Annotated in this window: 17 protein-coding genes and 1 pseudogene; 6 read left to right on the top strand and 12 right to left on the bottom strand. The window is 32.4% G+C overall.

Features of this window, described 5'->3' with window-relative positions; genetic code table 11:
- Positions 1-99: 99 nt before the first annotated feature.
- The gene (locus C564_RS0115775) at positions 100-1,005 is read right to left on the bottom strand and encodes a glycerophosphodiester phosphodiesterase (RefSeq protein WP_018765966.1); all 906 of its coding nucleotides are present in this window, start codon (positions 1,003-1,005) and stop codon (positions 100-102) included.
- A 203-nt stretch (positions 1,006-1,208) separates the two neighbouring features.
- Positions 1,209-2,414, bottom strand: a complete 1,206-nt coding sequence (locus tag C564_RS0115780) for an MFS transporter (protein ID WP_018765967.1) — start codon at positions 2,412-2,414, stop codon at positions 1,209-1,211.
- Positions 2,415-2,977: 563 nt separating this feature from the next.
- On the opposite strand from C564_RS0115780, the gene C564_RS0115790 reads away from it, so the two are divergent.
- Complete coding sequence (locus tag C564_RS0115790; RefSeq protein ID WP_196811502.1) at positions 2,978-3,688, top strand: hypothetical protein; 711 nt, start codon at positions 2,978-2,980, stop codon at positions 3,686-3,688.
- 34 nt (positions 3,689-3,722) lie between these two features.
- Here the strand turns inward: C564_RS0115790 and C564_RS0115795 are convergent, their stop codons facing one another.
- Together C564_RS0115795 and C564_RS38430 are read right to left on the bottom strand one after the other, a co-directional pair.
- Entirely contained in the window at positions 3,723-4,229 is a 507-nt protein-coding gene (locus C564_RS0115795) for a DUF3189 family protein (protein WP_018765970.1), read from the bottom strand.
- Positions 4,230-4,309: 80 nt separating this feature from the next.
- Positions 4,310-4,426: pseudogene (locus C564_RS38430) on the bottom strand (DUF1453 domain-containing protein); the annotation flags it as partial.
- Between the two features lie 90 nt (positions 4,427-4,516).
- Here C564_RS38430 and C564_RS0115800 point away from each other — a divergent pair.
- A complete protein-coding gene (locus C564_RS0115800; protein ID WP_018765971.1) occupies positions 4,517-5,041 on the top strand; it encodes a GNAT family N-acetyltransferase in 525 nt (174 codons plus the stop codon).
- 105 nt (positions 5,042-5,146) lie between these two features.
- Here C564_RS0115800 and C564_RS0115805 read toward each other — a convergent pair whose 3' ends face one another.
- On the bottom strand, positions 5,147-5,884 hold the full coding sequence (locus tag C564_RS0115805) for a YrrS family protein (RefSeq protein WP_018765972.1): 738 nt from the start codon (positions 5,882-5,884) through the stop codon (positions 5,147-5,149).
- Positions 5,885-6,398: 514 nt separating this feature from the next.
- Between C564_RS0115805 and C564_RS0115810 the strand changes: the two genes are divergently transcribed.
- Positions 6,399-7,349 (top strand): nucleoside hydrolase, encoded by a 951-nt coding sequence (locus C564_RS0115810; protein ID WP_018765973.1) that lies wholly within the window; start codon positions 6,399-6,401, stop codon positions 7,347-7,349.
- Between the two features lie 659 nt (positions 7,350-8,008).
- On the opposite strand, the gene speD is transcribed toward C564_RS0115810, so the two are convergent.
- Both speD and C564_RS38060 read right to left on the bottom strand, forming a co-directional pair.
- Positions 8,009-8,842 (bottom strand): adenosylmethionine decarboxylase, encoded by an 834-nt coding sequence (gene speD / locus C564_RS0115815; RefSeq protein WP_018765974.1) that lies wholly within the window; start codon positions 8,840-8,842, stop codon positions 8,009-8,011.
- Between the two features lie 386 nt (positions 8,843-9,228).
- The gene (locus C564_RS38060; protein WP_003207249.1) at positions 9,229-9,354 is read right to left on the bottom strand and encodes a hypothetical protein; all 126 of its coding nucleotides are present in this window, start codon (positions 9,352-9,354) and stop codon (positions 9,229-9,231) included.
- Positions 9,355-9,524: 170 nt separating this feature from the next.
- Here C564_RS38060 and C564_RS0115825 point away from each other — a divergent pair, with 170 nt between their 5' ends.
- Positions 9,525-9,848 carry a hypothetical protein gene (locus C564_RS0115825; protein WP_018765975.1) on the top strand — a complete coding sequence of 108 codons (324 nt, stop codon included), beginning with the start codon at positions 9,525-9,527 and terminating at the stop codon, positions 9,846-9,848.
- Between the two features lie 285 nt (positions 9,849-10,133).
- Here C564_RS0115825 and C564_RS0115830 read toward each other — a convergent pair whose 3' ends face one another.
- The 5 genes from C564_RS0115830 to C564_RS0115850 all read right to left on the bottom strand — a co-directional run bounded on the left by C564_RS0115830 (position 10,134) and on the right by C564_RS0115850 (position 14,148).
- Positions 10,134-10,733, bottom strand: a complete 600-nt coding sequence (locus tag C564_RS0115830; RefSeq protein WP_018765976.1) for an undecaprenyl-diphosphatase — start codon at positions 10,731-10,733, stop codon at positions 10,134-10,136.
- Positions 10,734-10,841: 108 nt separating this feature from the next.
- A complete protein-coding gene (locus C564_RS0115835; RefSeq protein WP_018765977.1) occupies positions 10,842-12,275 on the bottom strand; it encodes a HAMP domain-containing sensor histidine kinase in 1,434 nt (477 codons plus the stop codon).
- Positions 12,272-12,946: a response regulator transcription factor gene (locus C564_RS0115840; protein WP_018765978.1), complete on the bottom strand. Its 675-nt coding sequence runs from the start codon at positions 12,944-12,946 to the stop codon at positions 12,272-12,274. The genes C564_RS0115835 and C564_RS0115840 overlap by 4 nt, the downstream gene beginning before the upstream one ends.
- A gap of 12 nt (positions 12,947-12,958) precedes the next feature.
- A complete protein-coding gene (locus C564_RS0115845; RefSeq protein ID WP_018765979.1) occupies positions 12,959-13,489 on the bottom strand; it encodes a hypothetical protein in 531 nt (176 codons plus the stop codon).
- Between the two features lie 140 nt (positions 13,490-13,629).
- Complete coding sequence (locus C564_RS0115850) at positions 13,630-14,148, bottom strand: GrpB family protein (protein ID WP_018765980.1); 519 nt, start codon at positions 14,146-14,148, stop codon at positions 13,630-13,632.
- A 129-nt stretch (positions 14,149-14,277) separates the two neighbouring features.
- On the opposite strand from C564_RS0115850, the gene C564_RS0115855 reads away from it, so the two are divergent.
- Together C564_RS0115855 and C564_RS0115860 are read left to right on the top strand one after the other, a co-directional pair.
- On the top strand, positions 14,278-15,150 hold the full coding sequence (locus C564_RS0115855; protein WP_018765981.1) for a serine/threonine protein kinase: 873 nt from the start codon (positions 14,278-14,280) through the stop codon (positions 15,148-15,150).
- Between the two features lie 110 nt (positions 15,151-15,260).
- A complete protein-coding gene (locus C564_RS0115860) occupies positions 15,261-16,526 on the top strand; it encodes a sensor histidine kinase (protein ID WP_026008587.1) in 1,266 nt (421 codons plus the stop codon).
- Positions 16,527-16,718: the final 192 nt, after the last annotated feature.

Consider the following 16,718-nt stretch of genomic DNA (forward strand, 5'->3'; position numbering starts at 1 on the left):
AACGAATGAACTTAATAATCATAATAAGCACTCTCCTTATAAGAAATGAATAAGAGGCTTAACCCCATTGCTAATTATATTATATTTTTGTAACTTAGGTTAATCTATTTCATTACTAATGGATAATGATAAAATTACATGCTGTAAACGATCCGGATAATTCGTAAACATCCCATTTACACCCCATTCAATCATTTTTTTCATATCTTTCTCTTTATCTACTGTAAATGGGTGAACTTCTAAGCCTTGTTTTTGTATTTTTGGAACATCGGTAGCATTCATATATGTATAGTTCATGCCCAAGCCTACACAATAAGTTTTATATGCCTTTAAGTCTTCATTGGTTAGTCTGACTGCTTTTTTGTGTGTTAATAATTGCACCAGCGGAATGCTAGAATTTAGACTATGAATCTTTTTTAAACTTTCTGTGCTAAATGATTGGATGATTATTTTCTCCTTTACAATAGCGGGATCACTTAGTTGGTATCGATTCAGTATTTCTAAAAGCTTTTCTTCCATTCCTAGATAGTCCCCTGGTGATTTTGTTTCAATATAATAACGAGCATCATGGCCAAACGTTTCAATAATCTCTTCAAGCGTTGGTACTTTTACGTCCTTAAATTCTTCTTTTGATAGCTTGGGATGTTTTTTATTAAAGAAGCTACCAGCATCAAGTCTTTTTATTTCTTCTAATGTATGATTTTTAACAAGTCCTGATCCGTTTGTTGTTCGATTTAATGTATTATCATGCATAGCAATTAAGTGTCCATCCTTTGTCATTTGAAGATCTATTTCTATATAATCACCTTTGAATTGTTGACCTAATTTATAGGCTGATATTGTATGTTCTGGAGCATATGCAGATGCCCCTCTATGGGCAATTGTTATGACATGATCTGATTGATTCTTAGCTTTTATATAATTTTTTTCTTTTGTTTGCTGTAGAATAGCAATGCTTATTCCTATCAAGATGCAAACAGTTGTAGTAATAAGTGCTTTTTTCATAGTGATATTTTAACTCCTAATCTTATACTCTATTTATATATGTTACACGATAAAATTTAAGCACGTATAAATATGTTATTAAAGCTTTGTAACAAAATCATTCAGTCTACAAAATAAACAACTGGATAGCTAATGTCTTGATAAAAAATAACCATCCTCTAAGGCTTGGATATACCTTAAAGAATGGTCGCCTTAAAACAGATTTACGATTCAATATTTTTAGGCACTTCTCTTATACCTTTAATCGGTAAGCAAGTACCTATCAGTGCAATTATTGTACAACCCATAAACATAACAGGTAACCCGTATACAGCAAGTATAGATAACGTACCAAAAATAATTAAATCCAGTACAGAATCTAGTACTGATAACAATGAAATTGTTGTTGCACGTACATGTGATGGAATTATATCATTACTCAGCTGTGAATAAATCGGATATCTTATTGCTCTTACAAATCGTAATATAATAAATGCTCCTAAAACGCTCCACAACGTATTTCCAAAGCACGCTACTAATAGTAATCCACAGACAGCTAATGCACCTGAAAGATTTAATAAAAATATACGAGAGAATTTTCGGGTTAACCACCCTATAGAAATGGATGCAAAATATCCGCCTATTGCAGCGACTGCATATAATATGCCAATTGCAAATACGGGCACGCCTGCATTTTTCAAAAGTAATTGATCATAGTTGTCAAAAACTGCACTCGCTGGAATAAATACAAGCGATATATTTAAGAACATAATAAGTAATTGAGGTGCTCTTCGGATAACTTGTATTCCTTCGATTACTTGTGAATAAGCTGACTCATTATATTCAAATTCCACCGCCGGATTTTTTATAAATAAAAGTAAAATTAATTCTACGAAATGAAAAAGAAGTCCGAGTGTAATTAAAATAAAGAATTGCTCTTCCTTCAAATCTTTCGCAAAATAAGATCCGAAAATAACAGCAATCAACATTGAAATAAAGCTAGCGGATTGAATTTTTCCCATCGCTTTATCCATAAGATGTTGTTCATTCGTTTCTTTTAAAGATTCGTATATTAAGGCTTCATCAGCACCCGAAAAAAATGTGACTGATAAACCATTCAATAAGCTATATAAACAAAATAGCCATATGTTATCAGCAAAGAACAAAATAGAGATACTTATAATTTTTATGCAAGCGCCTGTTATAAAAGAGAGTTTTAAACTGAAACGATCTGCAAAAATACCTGCTGGTACTTCTCCAATTAAAACCGCTCCACTCCAGCACATCAATACAATAAAAATATTTGAAGGAGTTAATCCTCTTTCCACATAAAACAACGTCATAACTGCTTGTAAAAAACTAATTGTTCCAAAAAAATGTACCCAAAATAAAATAGAAATATTATGATTTGCCAGCGTATACTTATCCAAACGTTCTCCTACTTTCCAATATTTATATTCTTCGCGGAAGCAGGAGTGTTAAGTTAGCTTAAATACTATGCACTCCTCTTCCTTTACTTGAGAATGTTTTTAAAGTTTTTAACATTTTAATTCCTCCTTACATTTAATTAAGTGTATCGTAACAAATATTCTTAATATTTACAAAATAAAATTATAAACTGGATAAGATTGTCGAAATGGAAAAAGTGGTATATAATAGGCAGTAACATTACTAGTAATTATTTTAGGTATTCCTAGAATAAAGGAGCGATACATATGAAAATTACTATTTATTTCGGAAGTCATGAAGATCAAGATGTACGTACAATGGATTGTCATTTAGATGTAGAAGATGCAGAAGAACTTGTCTCTGTTTCATAATATAAATCGTAAATAAAATGGGTTGAATCCTCTTCCCTATCGCATTCAGGGCACCTTTTAAAAGGTGTCTTTTCTATGTTTTTCTGGTAAAAATCCCTTTACTTTATAACGATTAAATAGTAAAATATAAATATACGAACAAACGTTCTTTTATTTCAATCGTACTTGAAGGGATGATTTTTACAATGGCTCAAAACAAACGCAGAGGAAGAAAAAAGCATACACCTACTATCTCAAATACAGGCTTTATCGGTTCTGTGTTTATTGATACATTGGAACTACAAAAAAAATCCTATTATTTTGCCCGTAAAAAGCTTCAAATTGTCCATCATGTATTAGATGGCCTTGCAGGCGCAACAAGTTCTTTATTTAAAGAGCATAATATTTCTGCACATATGTCTTGTGTGTATTTACATAAACAAAAGAAGATAGGTTTTGTTCTTTCAACAAAACCTTTTGAACAAGCTGATGGTGTTGCTTATTTTAAAAATTACTTAATTGAAAAGAATTTTTATGATAAGCAAGACGCTGAGTTTCAAGAAGTATTTAATACAGGCTTTATTGGGGTGGTATTTGCTGACATATCTAGTGTTGATCGATTTAACTTTGATTTTGAAATGAGCATGTTATCAAAGCTAATGAAGGATATGATAATTCCTGTTAAGGAGCTATTCTTACGTCATAATACCCCCGCTTATATCTCTACTTCTCATTTAGAGGAACAAAATAAATTAGGGTTTGTTTTATCTGTAAAACCTTATGATGAACGTGCAGAAGCAGATTTATATTTTGAAACATATTTAAAAGAACGTGGCTTATATATTGGGGATGAAGAAGACGAAATTGATAAGATTGTCATTCGAAAAAAAGTTGAATTGATATAGAAAAAATGCAGGATTCCAATAAATCCTGCATTTTTTATTTGAAAGTTTCATTCTCTAAAATAACAACATAATCATTAGTCATTCTACCCGCTTCTTTTGTATAATCAACAAGTCGTTGTATATTATCACAACACAGTTTTGCTCCCCATACGAGTAAGGGAACACCAATAAAATCAATATGTAATCTTCTTGAAAACAATCCTCCAAACGTCATAGGAAGTGGAACTGTTGGTGAAGTATTTGAAAAAATGATTTTTTCATTGTTTTGATACTGATGTTGAAGAATTTCCGCTAAATTTTTCATGGATGGAACAACTACTTTTGATGTCCCGTGTCCTACTGTATAAACCGGATTTCCTCCTTCGTCCCTTCCATGAAAAATTATTTTTCCCATATCAGACGTTTTAAGCTTATTAAAATAGTCCACATTTAAAATTTCTTCTTTTGTCAGTCTTCGATCAGTGGGGAGTTTGTTTAAATGATATGCTGCTGCAAGTGAAGTTGTATGTGTTCCGCCAAAATCTGTATAAATAAAAATCATAATACCATCCCTTATCATAAACGTTTCATAGTTATTAGTATCACCATTTCATCATTTACTAATCAAGAAAGGCTTTGATTTTATAACTTACTTGTTAATTCGTGATATTTTCTCCAAATATAATATCTTCTACTAATTATTGTACCAAGTGGCGTGCATAAAAAAGCGTTTGTTACAACGGTTAACATATAATGTGTACCTCACGAAAAAATACCCTTGAGTTTTAAGTTAATATACGATTATGATATCTAGATAGAATATAATCCTGAAAGGAAGGTGTATTTCTTTTGAATATTCTCGAAACAGAGCGTCTTACTCTTCGCCTACAAACAACCGACGATGCAGCGTTTATCCTCGAGCTTTTGAATGACCCCTCTTGGTTACAATTTATAGGAGATCGCGGTGTGAGAACGTTAGAAGATGCAAGGATCTATATTTTGAATGGACCGATTCGCATGTATGAGCAATTTGGTTTCTGTCTTTTTTTAGTAGAACGGAAGGAGGATCATGTTCCGATTGGAATTTGTGGTCTAGTAAAAAGAGATTCCTTGGAAGATGTAGATATTGGATTCGCCTTTCTCCCAAAGTATTGGGCTAAAGGATACGCCTATGAAGCAGCTTCTGCGGTGATGGCATATGGAAAAGATAAATTGGGGCTAAATCGTATTGTGGGGATTACTACTCCAGACAATCACGCTTCAGCTAAACTTCTTGAAAAAGTAGGGTTGCGGTTTGAAAGATCGATGCAGCTGGCCAATGATTCTGAAGAACTTAACCTGTTTGCAATTGATAAACGAAAAGAAACCACATAAATAAACAGCAAAGATATCAAAAATAATAACTCATATAAAAGACTCTCCGCTTGGGAGAGTCTTTACTTTATTTACTGAATTTTGGCGAAATATCTGTCGGTATAATTATTTCACAGCTTGAATAGATACTGGTTTCCAGCCTTTATTTTCAATCCAATCAATATACACTTTATATTTTTTATTGCTTTGCTTATCTCGCACATTACCATAGGCCTTATTCGTTCCGTTATTTCCAATAAAATCATAAATGAGTTGTGATTCAGGAACCTCAACAGCATAGGAAATTGCTTTTTTCATCTCATTCCAATCTGTCGTTCCCTCTTTAAATTGCATGGCAGGTTTTGCCCCTTGCTCTGTACCAACTGGATTCCATTGCTTATTTTGTTCTGTTTGATTTGCATCTCTATCTGATTGATTTTTATTTATTGTCTCTACATTAGCCTTCTGTTCTTCAATTTTATTATCCTTTTGTTCTTCTTGTTTTTTTACTAGATTTTCATTGTTCTGTTTTTCTTTTTCCTGTACTTTTGAGCTTTCTTTCTCTTGATTTTGCTGTTCTATTAATTTTTGTTTTTCACTTTCTTTGTTTGCTTGTTCCTTTGATGAGTCTGCTTCTGATTGTTTTGTTTTTCGTTCCTCTAATTTATTGTTTTTCGCCTCTTTAGATGCTAATTGGGCTACTTTCTTTTCTTCTGGATGTTCTTTTCCTTTTGTTTGATCAGTAAAAAATAACTGATAAGATACCATGCTGACTGCCAATAATACTAAACTTAATCCAATATTAACAACACTGCGTTGTCGACGGGCTTGTTGCTTTTCTTGAAATCTACCTTCATTTCCCATTTCTGAAACCTCCATGTAACTTTTACAGTGAAACTGTATGCTTTGTTCACTATTTTAGAATCCAGTAAGTTTATATGTTGATGAACTTTAAAATTCATCTGTATAGTTGTTAACCCCTTCCTCCTTATCACTTACATACACCTTTATTGTAAATACATTTTCTTACCTAAAATAAGTACATTGTTAAACACGCTTTTTTTATATTACATTTTAATATTCAGAATTTCAACAACAAAATTAATGTTAAGCTAGAATGTTTCTACTATTTTTAATAAAAGCGTCAACCACTCCAAGAATTCATCTACTTTTATAAAAATATTTTACAATTATTGGTGTATCTACAAAAGTTGGGCATAATACACTCACCTTAACACCGTAAGTTTCCTAATGATGTTCTATTTTAACTACATATGAATAGAATTCACTCTATAGGAATACATAAAATATATATGTACAAGCCTACTCACTACATCCTTAGTGAAAATAGAACTCTATAACTTTTGGAGGAATACACATGCCAAAAAAGGTTCTCCTGTTTACAGATTTGGGAATTGACGATGCATTTGCCATCCTGTACACCTTTTTTCGTAAAGATATTCAAATTTTAGGGATTGTAGCCGATTATGGAAATGTATCAAGAGAGAATGCCATAAGAAATATTAACTATTTGAAGTACATTGCGGGAAAAAAAGAGATACTTGTATTCCTTGGTGCTTCTGTACCGTTAACGGGTATATTGGTTCAGTATTTTCCTGAGGTACATGGAAAAGTCGGATTAGGACCTATCATTCCACCTGAAATTTCTTATCCAGTTTATCCCTTAAATGATATTTACCAAATTATAAATTCAAATTTAGATGATCTTACAATTATCAATTTGGGAAGACTTTCTTCGTTAGCTACGACCTTTGTTTTAAATTTAGAAACAATGCGGAATGTAAGAGAATACATTTGCATGGGCGGAGCTTTTTTTTATCCAGGAAACGTGACTGCGGTGGCTGAAGCTAACTTTTATGCGGATCCTTATGCAGCAAACTTAATTCTGCAGCATGCGAAGAACTTGACAATCATTCCGTTAAATGTAACTCAACATGCGGTTGTTACACCCAAAATGGTCCAACAAATCGATGCATTTCATCAGGATACACAGGATATTGCAGGACTCATCATCAAGCCTATGTTAGACTACTATTATAATTTCTACTCCAAGTCGAATCCCGGTATAGGAGGAAGCCCTATGCATGATTTTGTAACAGTGTGGTATTTGCTGAATCAAGAGGCTGTTGGTCTTTCAAGAGTACCCATCAAAGTAATTCCCGATCAAGGGGAAGGATTCGGTCAAAGCATTGCAGACTTTCGTTTTGTGACTAATCCAGGTTATAAAACGCATAATGTGGCTTTTCAGTTTGATTATGAAAAATTCAAGAATGATATTATGGAAACGTTCCTAAGGAGAAGGCTGTAGCATTCTTTCGTTGAGAGATAAAACTGTTTCAAGAAATATTTACAAAAAATTGTATAAGTAACCGGTATATCCCAGGGTTCTCTTTATCGAGTAATCAAAGGAAACTTCAAGAAACACAGGGATGACAAATCTTTGTGTTTCTACTTTGCGATCTATAACAGCAATCCTGTCTCTTTCCCATAAAGTGAAACTTTAATCAGTGGGGGTTTTCTTCATCCCCCACTGATTATTAGTTGAACGAATCGGGCTTTTACGGGCAGTTTATCTCCCACCTAACTTCTTTAGAAAAGCGTAAGCGGCTCGCTCAGAATCGCAGGACGTTGGAGCCCCCGACAGAGAGGCACTTTTTGCCTCGTCCGAGAGGGCGAAACGACCGGAGATTCTAGCCGCTAGAGCTGGACAATGTTTTCGCCGAATTTTGAGGTGGGAGTATTACTAGCCGTTAACGCGGGATAAACCAGTGGTATTCATACAAACTAGATGTTTATGCTAATTTGTTTATTTGATTTATTTATTATACAAATACAGTGCGTGAAATTGCTTGCTTGAGTATTTATCCCTCTAGAATTAGGGATACCAACAACAAAATACAAATTTCACACATTAAGCAAAATAAAAAGGTGACATAGGAGTTATTTGTATTTCCCTAAAAAGAGGTATCATTCAAAACTTTCTCCCATTGATCCATGACTCATGTTTTTTCCGTAAAATATTTCATCCATTTCCGTTTTTAATTTTTTTGTAATTTCATCTTGTTCTTTTACGGATAATTTTTCTTGTGTATATCCAAATAGATAGTTGTTTAAGTCAAATTCTTTTAGTTTACATTTTGTATGAAAGATATGCTCTTGATAAACATTGACATCAATCATATCATAGAGATTTTTCACATTATTTGGAATGTAATTTTGGATAGAACTTATTTCATGGTCAATAAATAACTTGTTACCTGTTATATCTCTTGTAAATCCCCGAACGCGGTAATCAATTATCATAATATCTGTATCAAATGAGTGGATAAGGTAATTTAAAGCCTTAAGAGGTGAGATTTCACCGCATGTAGCTACATCAATATCCGCTCTAAAAGTGCTAATACCTTCATCTGGATGATATTCAGGATACGTATGAACCGTTATATGACTTTTATCTAACTGCATAACAACTGAATCAGGAAGAGGTCCAGGTGATTCAGTGAATGATTCTGTCGGCACTTCTACCACGGGACCTTCTGATACTAATATAGTTACACTCGCCCCTTGTGGTACATAGTCTTGTTTAGCAATATTTAATACATGTGCACCTATAATGTCCGAGACATTTTTCAAAATCTTAGTTAATCTGTCTGCGTTATATTGTTCATCTATGTATTCTATATAAGCTTCTCGTTCTTCTTTTGTTCTTGTATAGCAAATATCATACATGTTAAAACTTAATGATTTTGTGAGGTTATTAAAACCATGTAATTGAATCCTTTGTTCTGGTGTTAGGTTCATGATAAAATTCCCCATTCTTTTTTCTGATCAATACTATTTTATAAATCCTTTATGAAATATAGTTCCATTCTACAATTTTTTCATGCATCCTCTTTTTGAATTAAGATTACTTGTAATATACAAGTTATTTCTAATTCGTTGGTGATGGCTATCATTATATTGTTATGGATTATTTTAATTTTATTGTAAAAATACGGTAATTGAAATTTAGAATAGCAGCTATGTAAAATTTGAATGAAGAAACCATTGTGAGTAAATGCATCAAAAAAGAAAAGATGTGTAAACTTAGATTAGCTTACACATCTTTTCTTTTTTCTATGTTTAAAACTAATTAAATACTGCGCCGATTTTTATAATTACTCTCAATTATATTCCAAATCAAAACACTACTTTTTTAAATCTTTTTTCGTTACTTCACTTCTAATATTTACATCTTTTGAGAATTCAGTATCATTTTTTAGGTTATTTGGATAGTTGCTTTTTTGTTTTCGATTATCATTCCGATTCGTCATGAATGATCCCTCCTCTTATAAACGTTCGTACCTATTTTGTACAAAAGGAACTATTTCATACTGATAATTTCATGAGTATAGTCCCGTTCAACTTACGCAATCCGATTTAACACAATGTTTTCAATATTTCTCCAAGCGATTTGGACATGCTAAAGAATGAGGTGACTGTTATGAAAAATGAAATATTAAAGTTAGTACCAGAAGCGGTAAAAAAGTTAATCCAGAAAGACGTTAAAGAAAGAAACAAACGCATCATTGATTTAATTATCGATGATGCAACTGCATATGAATTTGAACCAGACCAAGTAGTTCCTTGTATCATGGCTGCTTATTATGCTTACGAGTCCACCCCTTATCCTAGTGAAATGGAAGATGAATGGATGAAGATCTTAGTTTTTCACACAGCTACTCGTTCAGCGATGAAACTTTTATCTTACGGTAAATTTAAAGCAAAGCGATCAGAGAGTGGATGGATGAAGTATACAGGTCATTGAATGATCCCATTTTGAAGTGAGAGGTTCCTATTAACTAACATATTCGCTGGAATCTCTTATTTCGCAATGGAGTTTTCACAGAACATATGACTGTTTCATGCTCAATAGGCATCGTATATTTCGTTCGAAAAAATTTTCACGAAAAGTTACACATGCTATATATCTTCTAACGAGCCCTAATATTTTTTATTTTCCAATTAAATACAGTGCGTGAAATTAATGTTTGTATGCATGAAAAAGAACCCATCATTTACGAATAGGTTCTTTTTCTAGTAACTTGTATGATTAATGTGTATGGTTATATTTCGATAACAATGGAATTCGTTTTGCAATGGATGCATAAATTACAAATACCATTTGTGTTAATGGTTCTAATTTTCGCGTACTTTGCATTACTATGCCGCAAGTTATAAATGACAGGAATGCTCCACCAATTATATCTGCTGGATAATGGACACCAACGTAAATACGTGAAACTCCAACTAGTACGGCCCAAATTAATGCAATATATTTTAATCTTTCCCCTCTCAATAGCATGGTAAATGCTATTGAAAATACAAGTACAGAATGATCACTTACAAATGATGAATCTACTGCATGTGGCACTAATTGATGAACATGATAAGTTACAAAAGGTCGCGCATGATAATATACTGCATGAATGAAAACATTTAACAGCAATGAAACTCCGACTGTAAGAACAGTATATACAACAGTATATTGTTTTTGAATCGCCATTTCTTTTTTAGTATTACTAAACCATAAAATAAGCATAAAAAGAATCGCCATGTAAGGCGCGCTATTCGTAATCATAATCATGATCTTATCTGAAATGATTGAGGTTCCCGCTAAATTATTAATCCATTGAAATACTGTGTAGTTCATATCTACCCTCTCCTTATTTTCATTACATTCGTACTTTAAGAAAGTACAAGTTCTATTGGTTACACAGTATACAACAGTAATATGAAAATACTTTGAAACTTTTCTCATCTATTTCTCATTTTCATGTAAAACATAAGGAAACGAAATTGTAACTGATGTACCTTCTTTCTCCCTACTTTCTAATATAATGTTTCCATTATATTTTTCTACAAGCCGTCTTGCGATGGAAAGCCCCAGGCCATTTCCACCCTGTTTACGACTCCTTGCTTTATCCACCCTATAAAAACGATTAAGTACATATGGTAAATCCGATTCGGGTATTCCGTCGCCATGATCTACAATACGTATAGTAATATTTTCTTTTTGCATGTTTGTTTGAATACAAATGTATTTATCATTTGCTTTGGTATATTTAATCGCGTTATCTAGTATGATAATCATTATTTGCTCTAAATAAGGTGTTGGTATAGCCACGTAAGCCTCTTCGGCATATAATTGTATATCGAATTCGAATTCGAATTCAGTTTGAAGAACTTCAAAGTTTTGGATTACTTGTTTTAATACAGTATTTACATGTACAGGCTCGACTGCTAATGAGGGCATTTGCTCTGATTCTGCTCTGGATAACTCTAATAATTCTGAGACTAATTTATTCAATCTATCCACTTCTTTTAAACTAGATTGAAGTGACTTTTGTAGAATAACAGGATTATCCTTTCCCCAACGGTTTAACATGGATAAATGGCCTTGAATAATTGTAAGGGGTGTTCGAAGTTCATGTGATGCATCTTCAACAAATTGTTTTTGTTGTAAAAAAGACTTTTCTACATCATCCATTAATTCATTAAATAGAATGCCTAACTTTGCAAGTTCATCATTATTTTCCCGTACAGGAACTCTTTCTTTTAACCCGTTTGTTTTAATTCGATTCATCGTATCAGTTATATTCTGAACACTTAATAAAAGTTGTTTAGCAATAATTGTTCCACCTAAAAAACTAAGTATAAGTCCACCGATACCAGCTGCAACCATTACAACGAAAATGATTTTCAACAAATGATCGAAAGTTTCTAAATTTTTTCCAACCTCAATTGTTCCCATAAATGTTGCTGTTTGAATCGGCATACGTTCAATTAATATTCTATCTTCTAAATGCCTCTTTATATAAGCTTCAGGTTGGGTAACCGATTTAGGAGGCGCCCACCTCGGATTAAAATCACGAGAAATCGAGACAATTGGTTGTCCATCTTTATCTAAAATTCGAATAATCTGATGTTTATCATTCATATTATTAAGAAAGTCTTTACTGTTTTCAATCGTTTGGTTAGAAAGTGTTTCTTTTTTATCAGTAAAATATGCTGCTATTTCTTTCACTTGCCTGTTCATTTGTTTCTTTTCATAGTCTACTGTCCATTGATTAATCACAATAAACTGTAAAACATTATATAAAGCGAACAAGATAAATAATAACGTAGTTGACCAAAGAGTTAGTTTCCATTTTATCGGAAGGTTTCGAATGCGCTGTGCAAAATTTTTGATCATCTCATCACATATCCAGCCCCTCTAACAGTCTGGATATACTCCTCCTTATCTACACCATGTAATTTGTTTCGTAAATAGCGAACATATACATCAACAATATTTGTTTCTACAATCGCATCGTAACCCCACACTTGCTCTAAAAGTATATCTCGTGTAAGTACGCGGTTAATATTCTTCATAAACATGAGTAATAACTCAAATTCTTTGTTCGTTAATTCAATGATTTCATCATTTTTTCTTAGCGTTCTTGATTCTACATGTAACTGTAAATCTTTAAAAGCAAGCAAAAGTGTTGGCTTACTTTCTTCTTTTTGTTCGCGTCTAAATATAACACGTATTCGTGCAAGGAGTTCTTCAATTGCAAATGGCTTCGGTAAGTAATCATCAGCGCCGCTATCTAATCCTGTAACACGATCCATAATACTATCACGCGCTGTTAACATAATGATGGGAGTATTCTTCGTCGCACGCAGTCTACGACATACTTCAATCCCATTGAGTCCTGGTAACATCAAATCAAGAAGTATAATATCATAGTTCTTCTCTAGGGCTGCTTCCAATCCTTTTCGCCCATCGTATTGTACCTCTACTGCATATCCTTCATATTTTAATTCTAACTCTAAAAATTCAGCTAAACTTTCTTCATCTTCAATTATTAATATATGATGCAACCCTAATTCCTCCTATATTATTAAATGAATGATCAATCCTAATCCAAATAGAATCGCAATCATTTGATGTATGCTTCGATATAATACCGATTTTTTTCTGTCTTTAACCTTATTCAAAAGAATTCCAACAACTCCTAGCAATACTAAGCTACCAAAAGCAAATATGCCGCTGTAAATCTGTATCATATGGTGACTTCCCCTTATAAAAAAATAAACTCCATGTGTTGTTGCAACAGCTAATACAGCATAACCGATAAACATATGATATTTCTTTGCTAACATATATAATTCTTTCATATACTTGAATCCGGGTATTTTATTTTTGTGTAAAAACAGCCAAATATGACGTAAAAACCAAAGTGATGCAGCTGCAATCGCACCATATTCACCAAGAGAACCAAGATTTTCATTTACGCTTTTTAATCCTATTTGATCTCCTAGCATAAAGTTTACGATGAACATTGTAACACTAAATGCAATCACACAAGCTCCTGCGATCTTTATAAACAAATTAAAAATTTGACTTCCGAACGTTTTCTTCATTTTGCATCCCTCTTTCAATTTCAAAACATCACTACATTCCAAATTGTAGCAATCAAAAAAGAAAAAAGAATGAAAGAAAGATTAGAATAAGATGAGAAATACTTTATGTGAACTAAAAAACAAATTTCCCACCGTAATTTTTATATGTATAGATTTTCTTTCGCCAGTGTAATGATCTTTTGAATAAAAGGTTCTTTTGCATTAGTATACGCCACTCGATCAAATGGATACTTCATAGCAAGCTCGTATTTTAATTGTTTGTATTCCAAACGTGCCCATTCATGATTTCTCATAAAATCACGAAATAATAAATTGTTTTTCCAATCTTGACCACCGTGCGTATAGACGTGTAAATGATGTGTACCTGCTCTCCATTTCCCTTTTCTAAAAAAACGCCTCTGCGGAAAAGGTTTATGAAATATATATTCATATCCTATTGTTTGTAATGGTTCTATCCAATGATCAACTAATTTTAAATCTTTAACACCTATCATCATATCAATAAGAGGTTTAGCATCTAACCCTTCTACTGACGTACTTCCGATATGTTCAATCGCTAAGATGTCCTTTTTTAGCAATGTGATAAATTTCTCTTTCTCCTTCACAAATTCCGTATGCCAATTTAAATTATACGGTTCAATGATTATTTCTTTATCCATCTTTTACTCCTTTCATAATAATTACATAGCTTTAAAAGTAATTCTTTTTAACTAATCAAAACAGGATTTTTATTACTCTCCTCGAATTTATTAATATTTAATCTCATTATATAAAATAAGAGGTGTAAAATGAACGAAATTCCAGTCACACTTAGCTTTGATGATGTAACTTTTAAATTAAAAGAATATCAAGATTTTGAATGGCTTGTGAAGCTTGGTAGAGTGTTTACTGTATTTGATCAACAAGATTCTGGCAATATATGCTTTGGTATTGAAATAGATGGTCAGAAAAGATTTGTTAAATATGCTGGTGCAAAAACAATGGAGTATTCGGGAAATCCAGATGCCGCTGTTACTAGATTAAAAGAAGCTATTTTTCTTTATGAAGAATTAAAACACGATCATCTAATCGAATTAATTGATCATTATGAAGTAGAAAACGGTTATGTGGCAATCTTTAATTGGTTTACCGGAGAATGCCTTCATTCCCATTGGTCATTTCCACCACTAGCGAAATATAGTAATCCTAGTTCTCCGTTCTATCGCTATAAACAATTATCAATTGAAGAACGTCTTATTTCACTAGATCATATTTTTTCTTTCCATGTTCATGTTGAAAGAAAAAATTATGTAGCAATAGATTTTTATGATGGAAGCATTTTGTATGACTTTGAAACAAAGACAACAAAGGTTTGTGATATCGATTTATATCAGAAGAAACCTTATATCAATACAATGGGGAGACTTTGGGGATCATCACGATTTATGTCACCTGAGGAATTCGAACTTGATGCAGTGATTGATGAGAAAACAAATGTATTTAATATGGGAGCAATCGCTTTTGCGTTCTTAGGAGGGGAACTCGATCGTTCTTTCACTAAATGGGAAGCAGGGAAAGAATTGTATGACGTAGCAGCTCGTACGATAGAAAAAAATAGAAATCAACGTTATGCATCAGTTGAAGAATTTCACTTAGCATGGGAATTTGCTCGAAACAAATAACAATTCAAAAGTAATCACAGTCCTTATTCCAATAATTAAAACATGAAGAAGTTGTATTTTTCCGGTATAATACTTATAGTACTGAAAACTACAATAATGAGGCATGCTAGATGAATTTTGTATACATTAACCAAAACGTATTAAATAATCTGCTTTACATTTTAAGCAGCATCTTTGTTTTTTATTTTATATATAATAATGAAATATTTTTTAAAAACTATAAAAAGATTCTTATCATTATATGCACTAGTATACCATTGATTTTATGTATGAAATTCCCTATATACATAGACGAAAACTGCGTTCACGACTTAAGACAGATCCCTTTTTTAATAGGTACACTTTATGGTGGTTTACCAGTTGGGATCGCTTTATTATCTATCATGTTATTGATTCGGTTTGTTTTTTATGGTGTTAACTTTTTAACAGTTATTGTTTATATTACCATGCTTATTTTCACTGCCTATTCTTCTTCTAAATTTAATCAATTAAACAGAAGAAAGAAGCTTATCATGTCAATGACTTTACCTTTTTTCCTTGCTTTACTTACAACCTTTATCGCTGTTGTTCTGTCAGATTTCCCAATTACAAATTCATATATCACTTATTTTATTCTACTCCCTCCAATTGTCATGTTATTTGTTGTATATATAAATGAGGTTTTAAGAGATGCCGTTATTATGAGGTCTAAATTAGTAAAGATGGAGAAGATGGAGATTGTGAGTCAACTTGCTGCGAGTATTTCACATGAAGTAAGAAATCCTCTTACCGTAGTAAAAGGTTTTACTCAACTCCTTAAAACTCCAGATTTACCACAAGAATCGCGAGAACAATATATTGAACATATTCTTGGAGAGCTAAACCGCGCTCAGGTTATCATTGATGACTACTTAACATTTGCTAAGCCAGCATCACAAAAAGTTGATAACATTGTAATAGATCAAGAATTAAAAAGAATAATAAGTATGATGATGCCATTATGTAATATGAATTCTATAAATGTTTCTGAGAATTTAGTAACAGGTTCCATCACTGGGAATACACAACATTTTCAGCAATGCTTTTTAAACTTAATAAAGAACAGTATTGAAGCGATGCCAAATGGCGGAAAACTAAGTATCAAATCATCTGCTTGTGAAAACAAAATTACTATTGTCATTAAAGATAGTGGAATTGGGATGACACAAGAGCAAATCAATCGATTTGGTGAACCTTATTTTAGTACAAAAACAAGAGGAACAGGTTTAGGTACGATGGTTGCAGTAAAAATCATTGAAACGATGAATGGTACTTTAGATATAAATAGTATTGTTAATAAAGGAACCACTTTAACGATCACATTTCCACAAAATAATGAGATTGCTAAAAAACACTAACATTTTGATTTAAAAGGAGCTTCCTATGCTCCTTTTTGTTTTTCACTACATAAATTGAAATTTTAATCAATGTTTTTTCTCCATTCCCCACTGATTATTAGCCTTCACTAATCAGGTATTTACTAACATTTCATCTCCCGCCTAACTTCATTGTTTTCGATGATTTTTAAAGCGGGAATATTACTACTAGTT

Source organism: Bacillus sp. 105MF, assembly GCF_000374885.1.
Taxonomy (GTDB): Bacteria; Bacillota; Bacilli; order Bacillales; family Bacillaceae_G; genus Bacillus_A; species Bacillus_A pseudomycoides.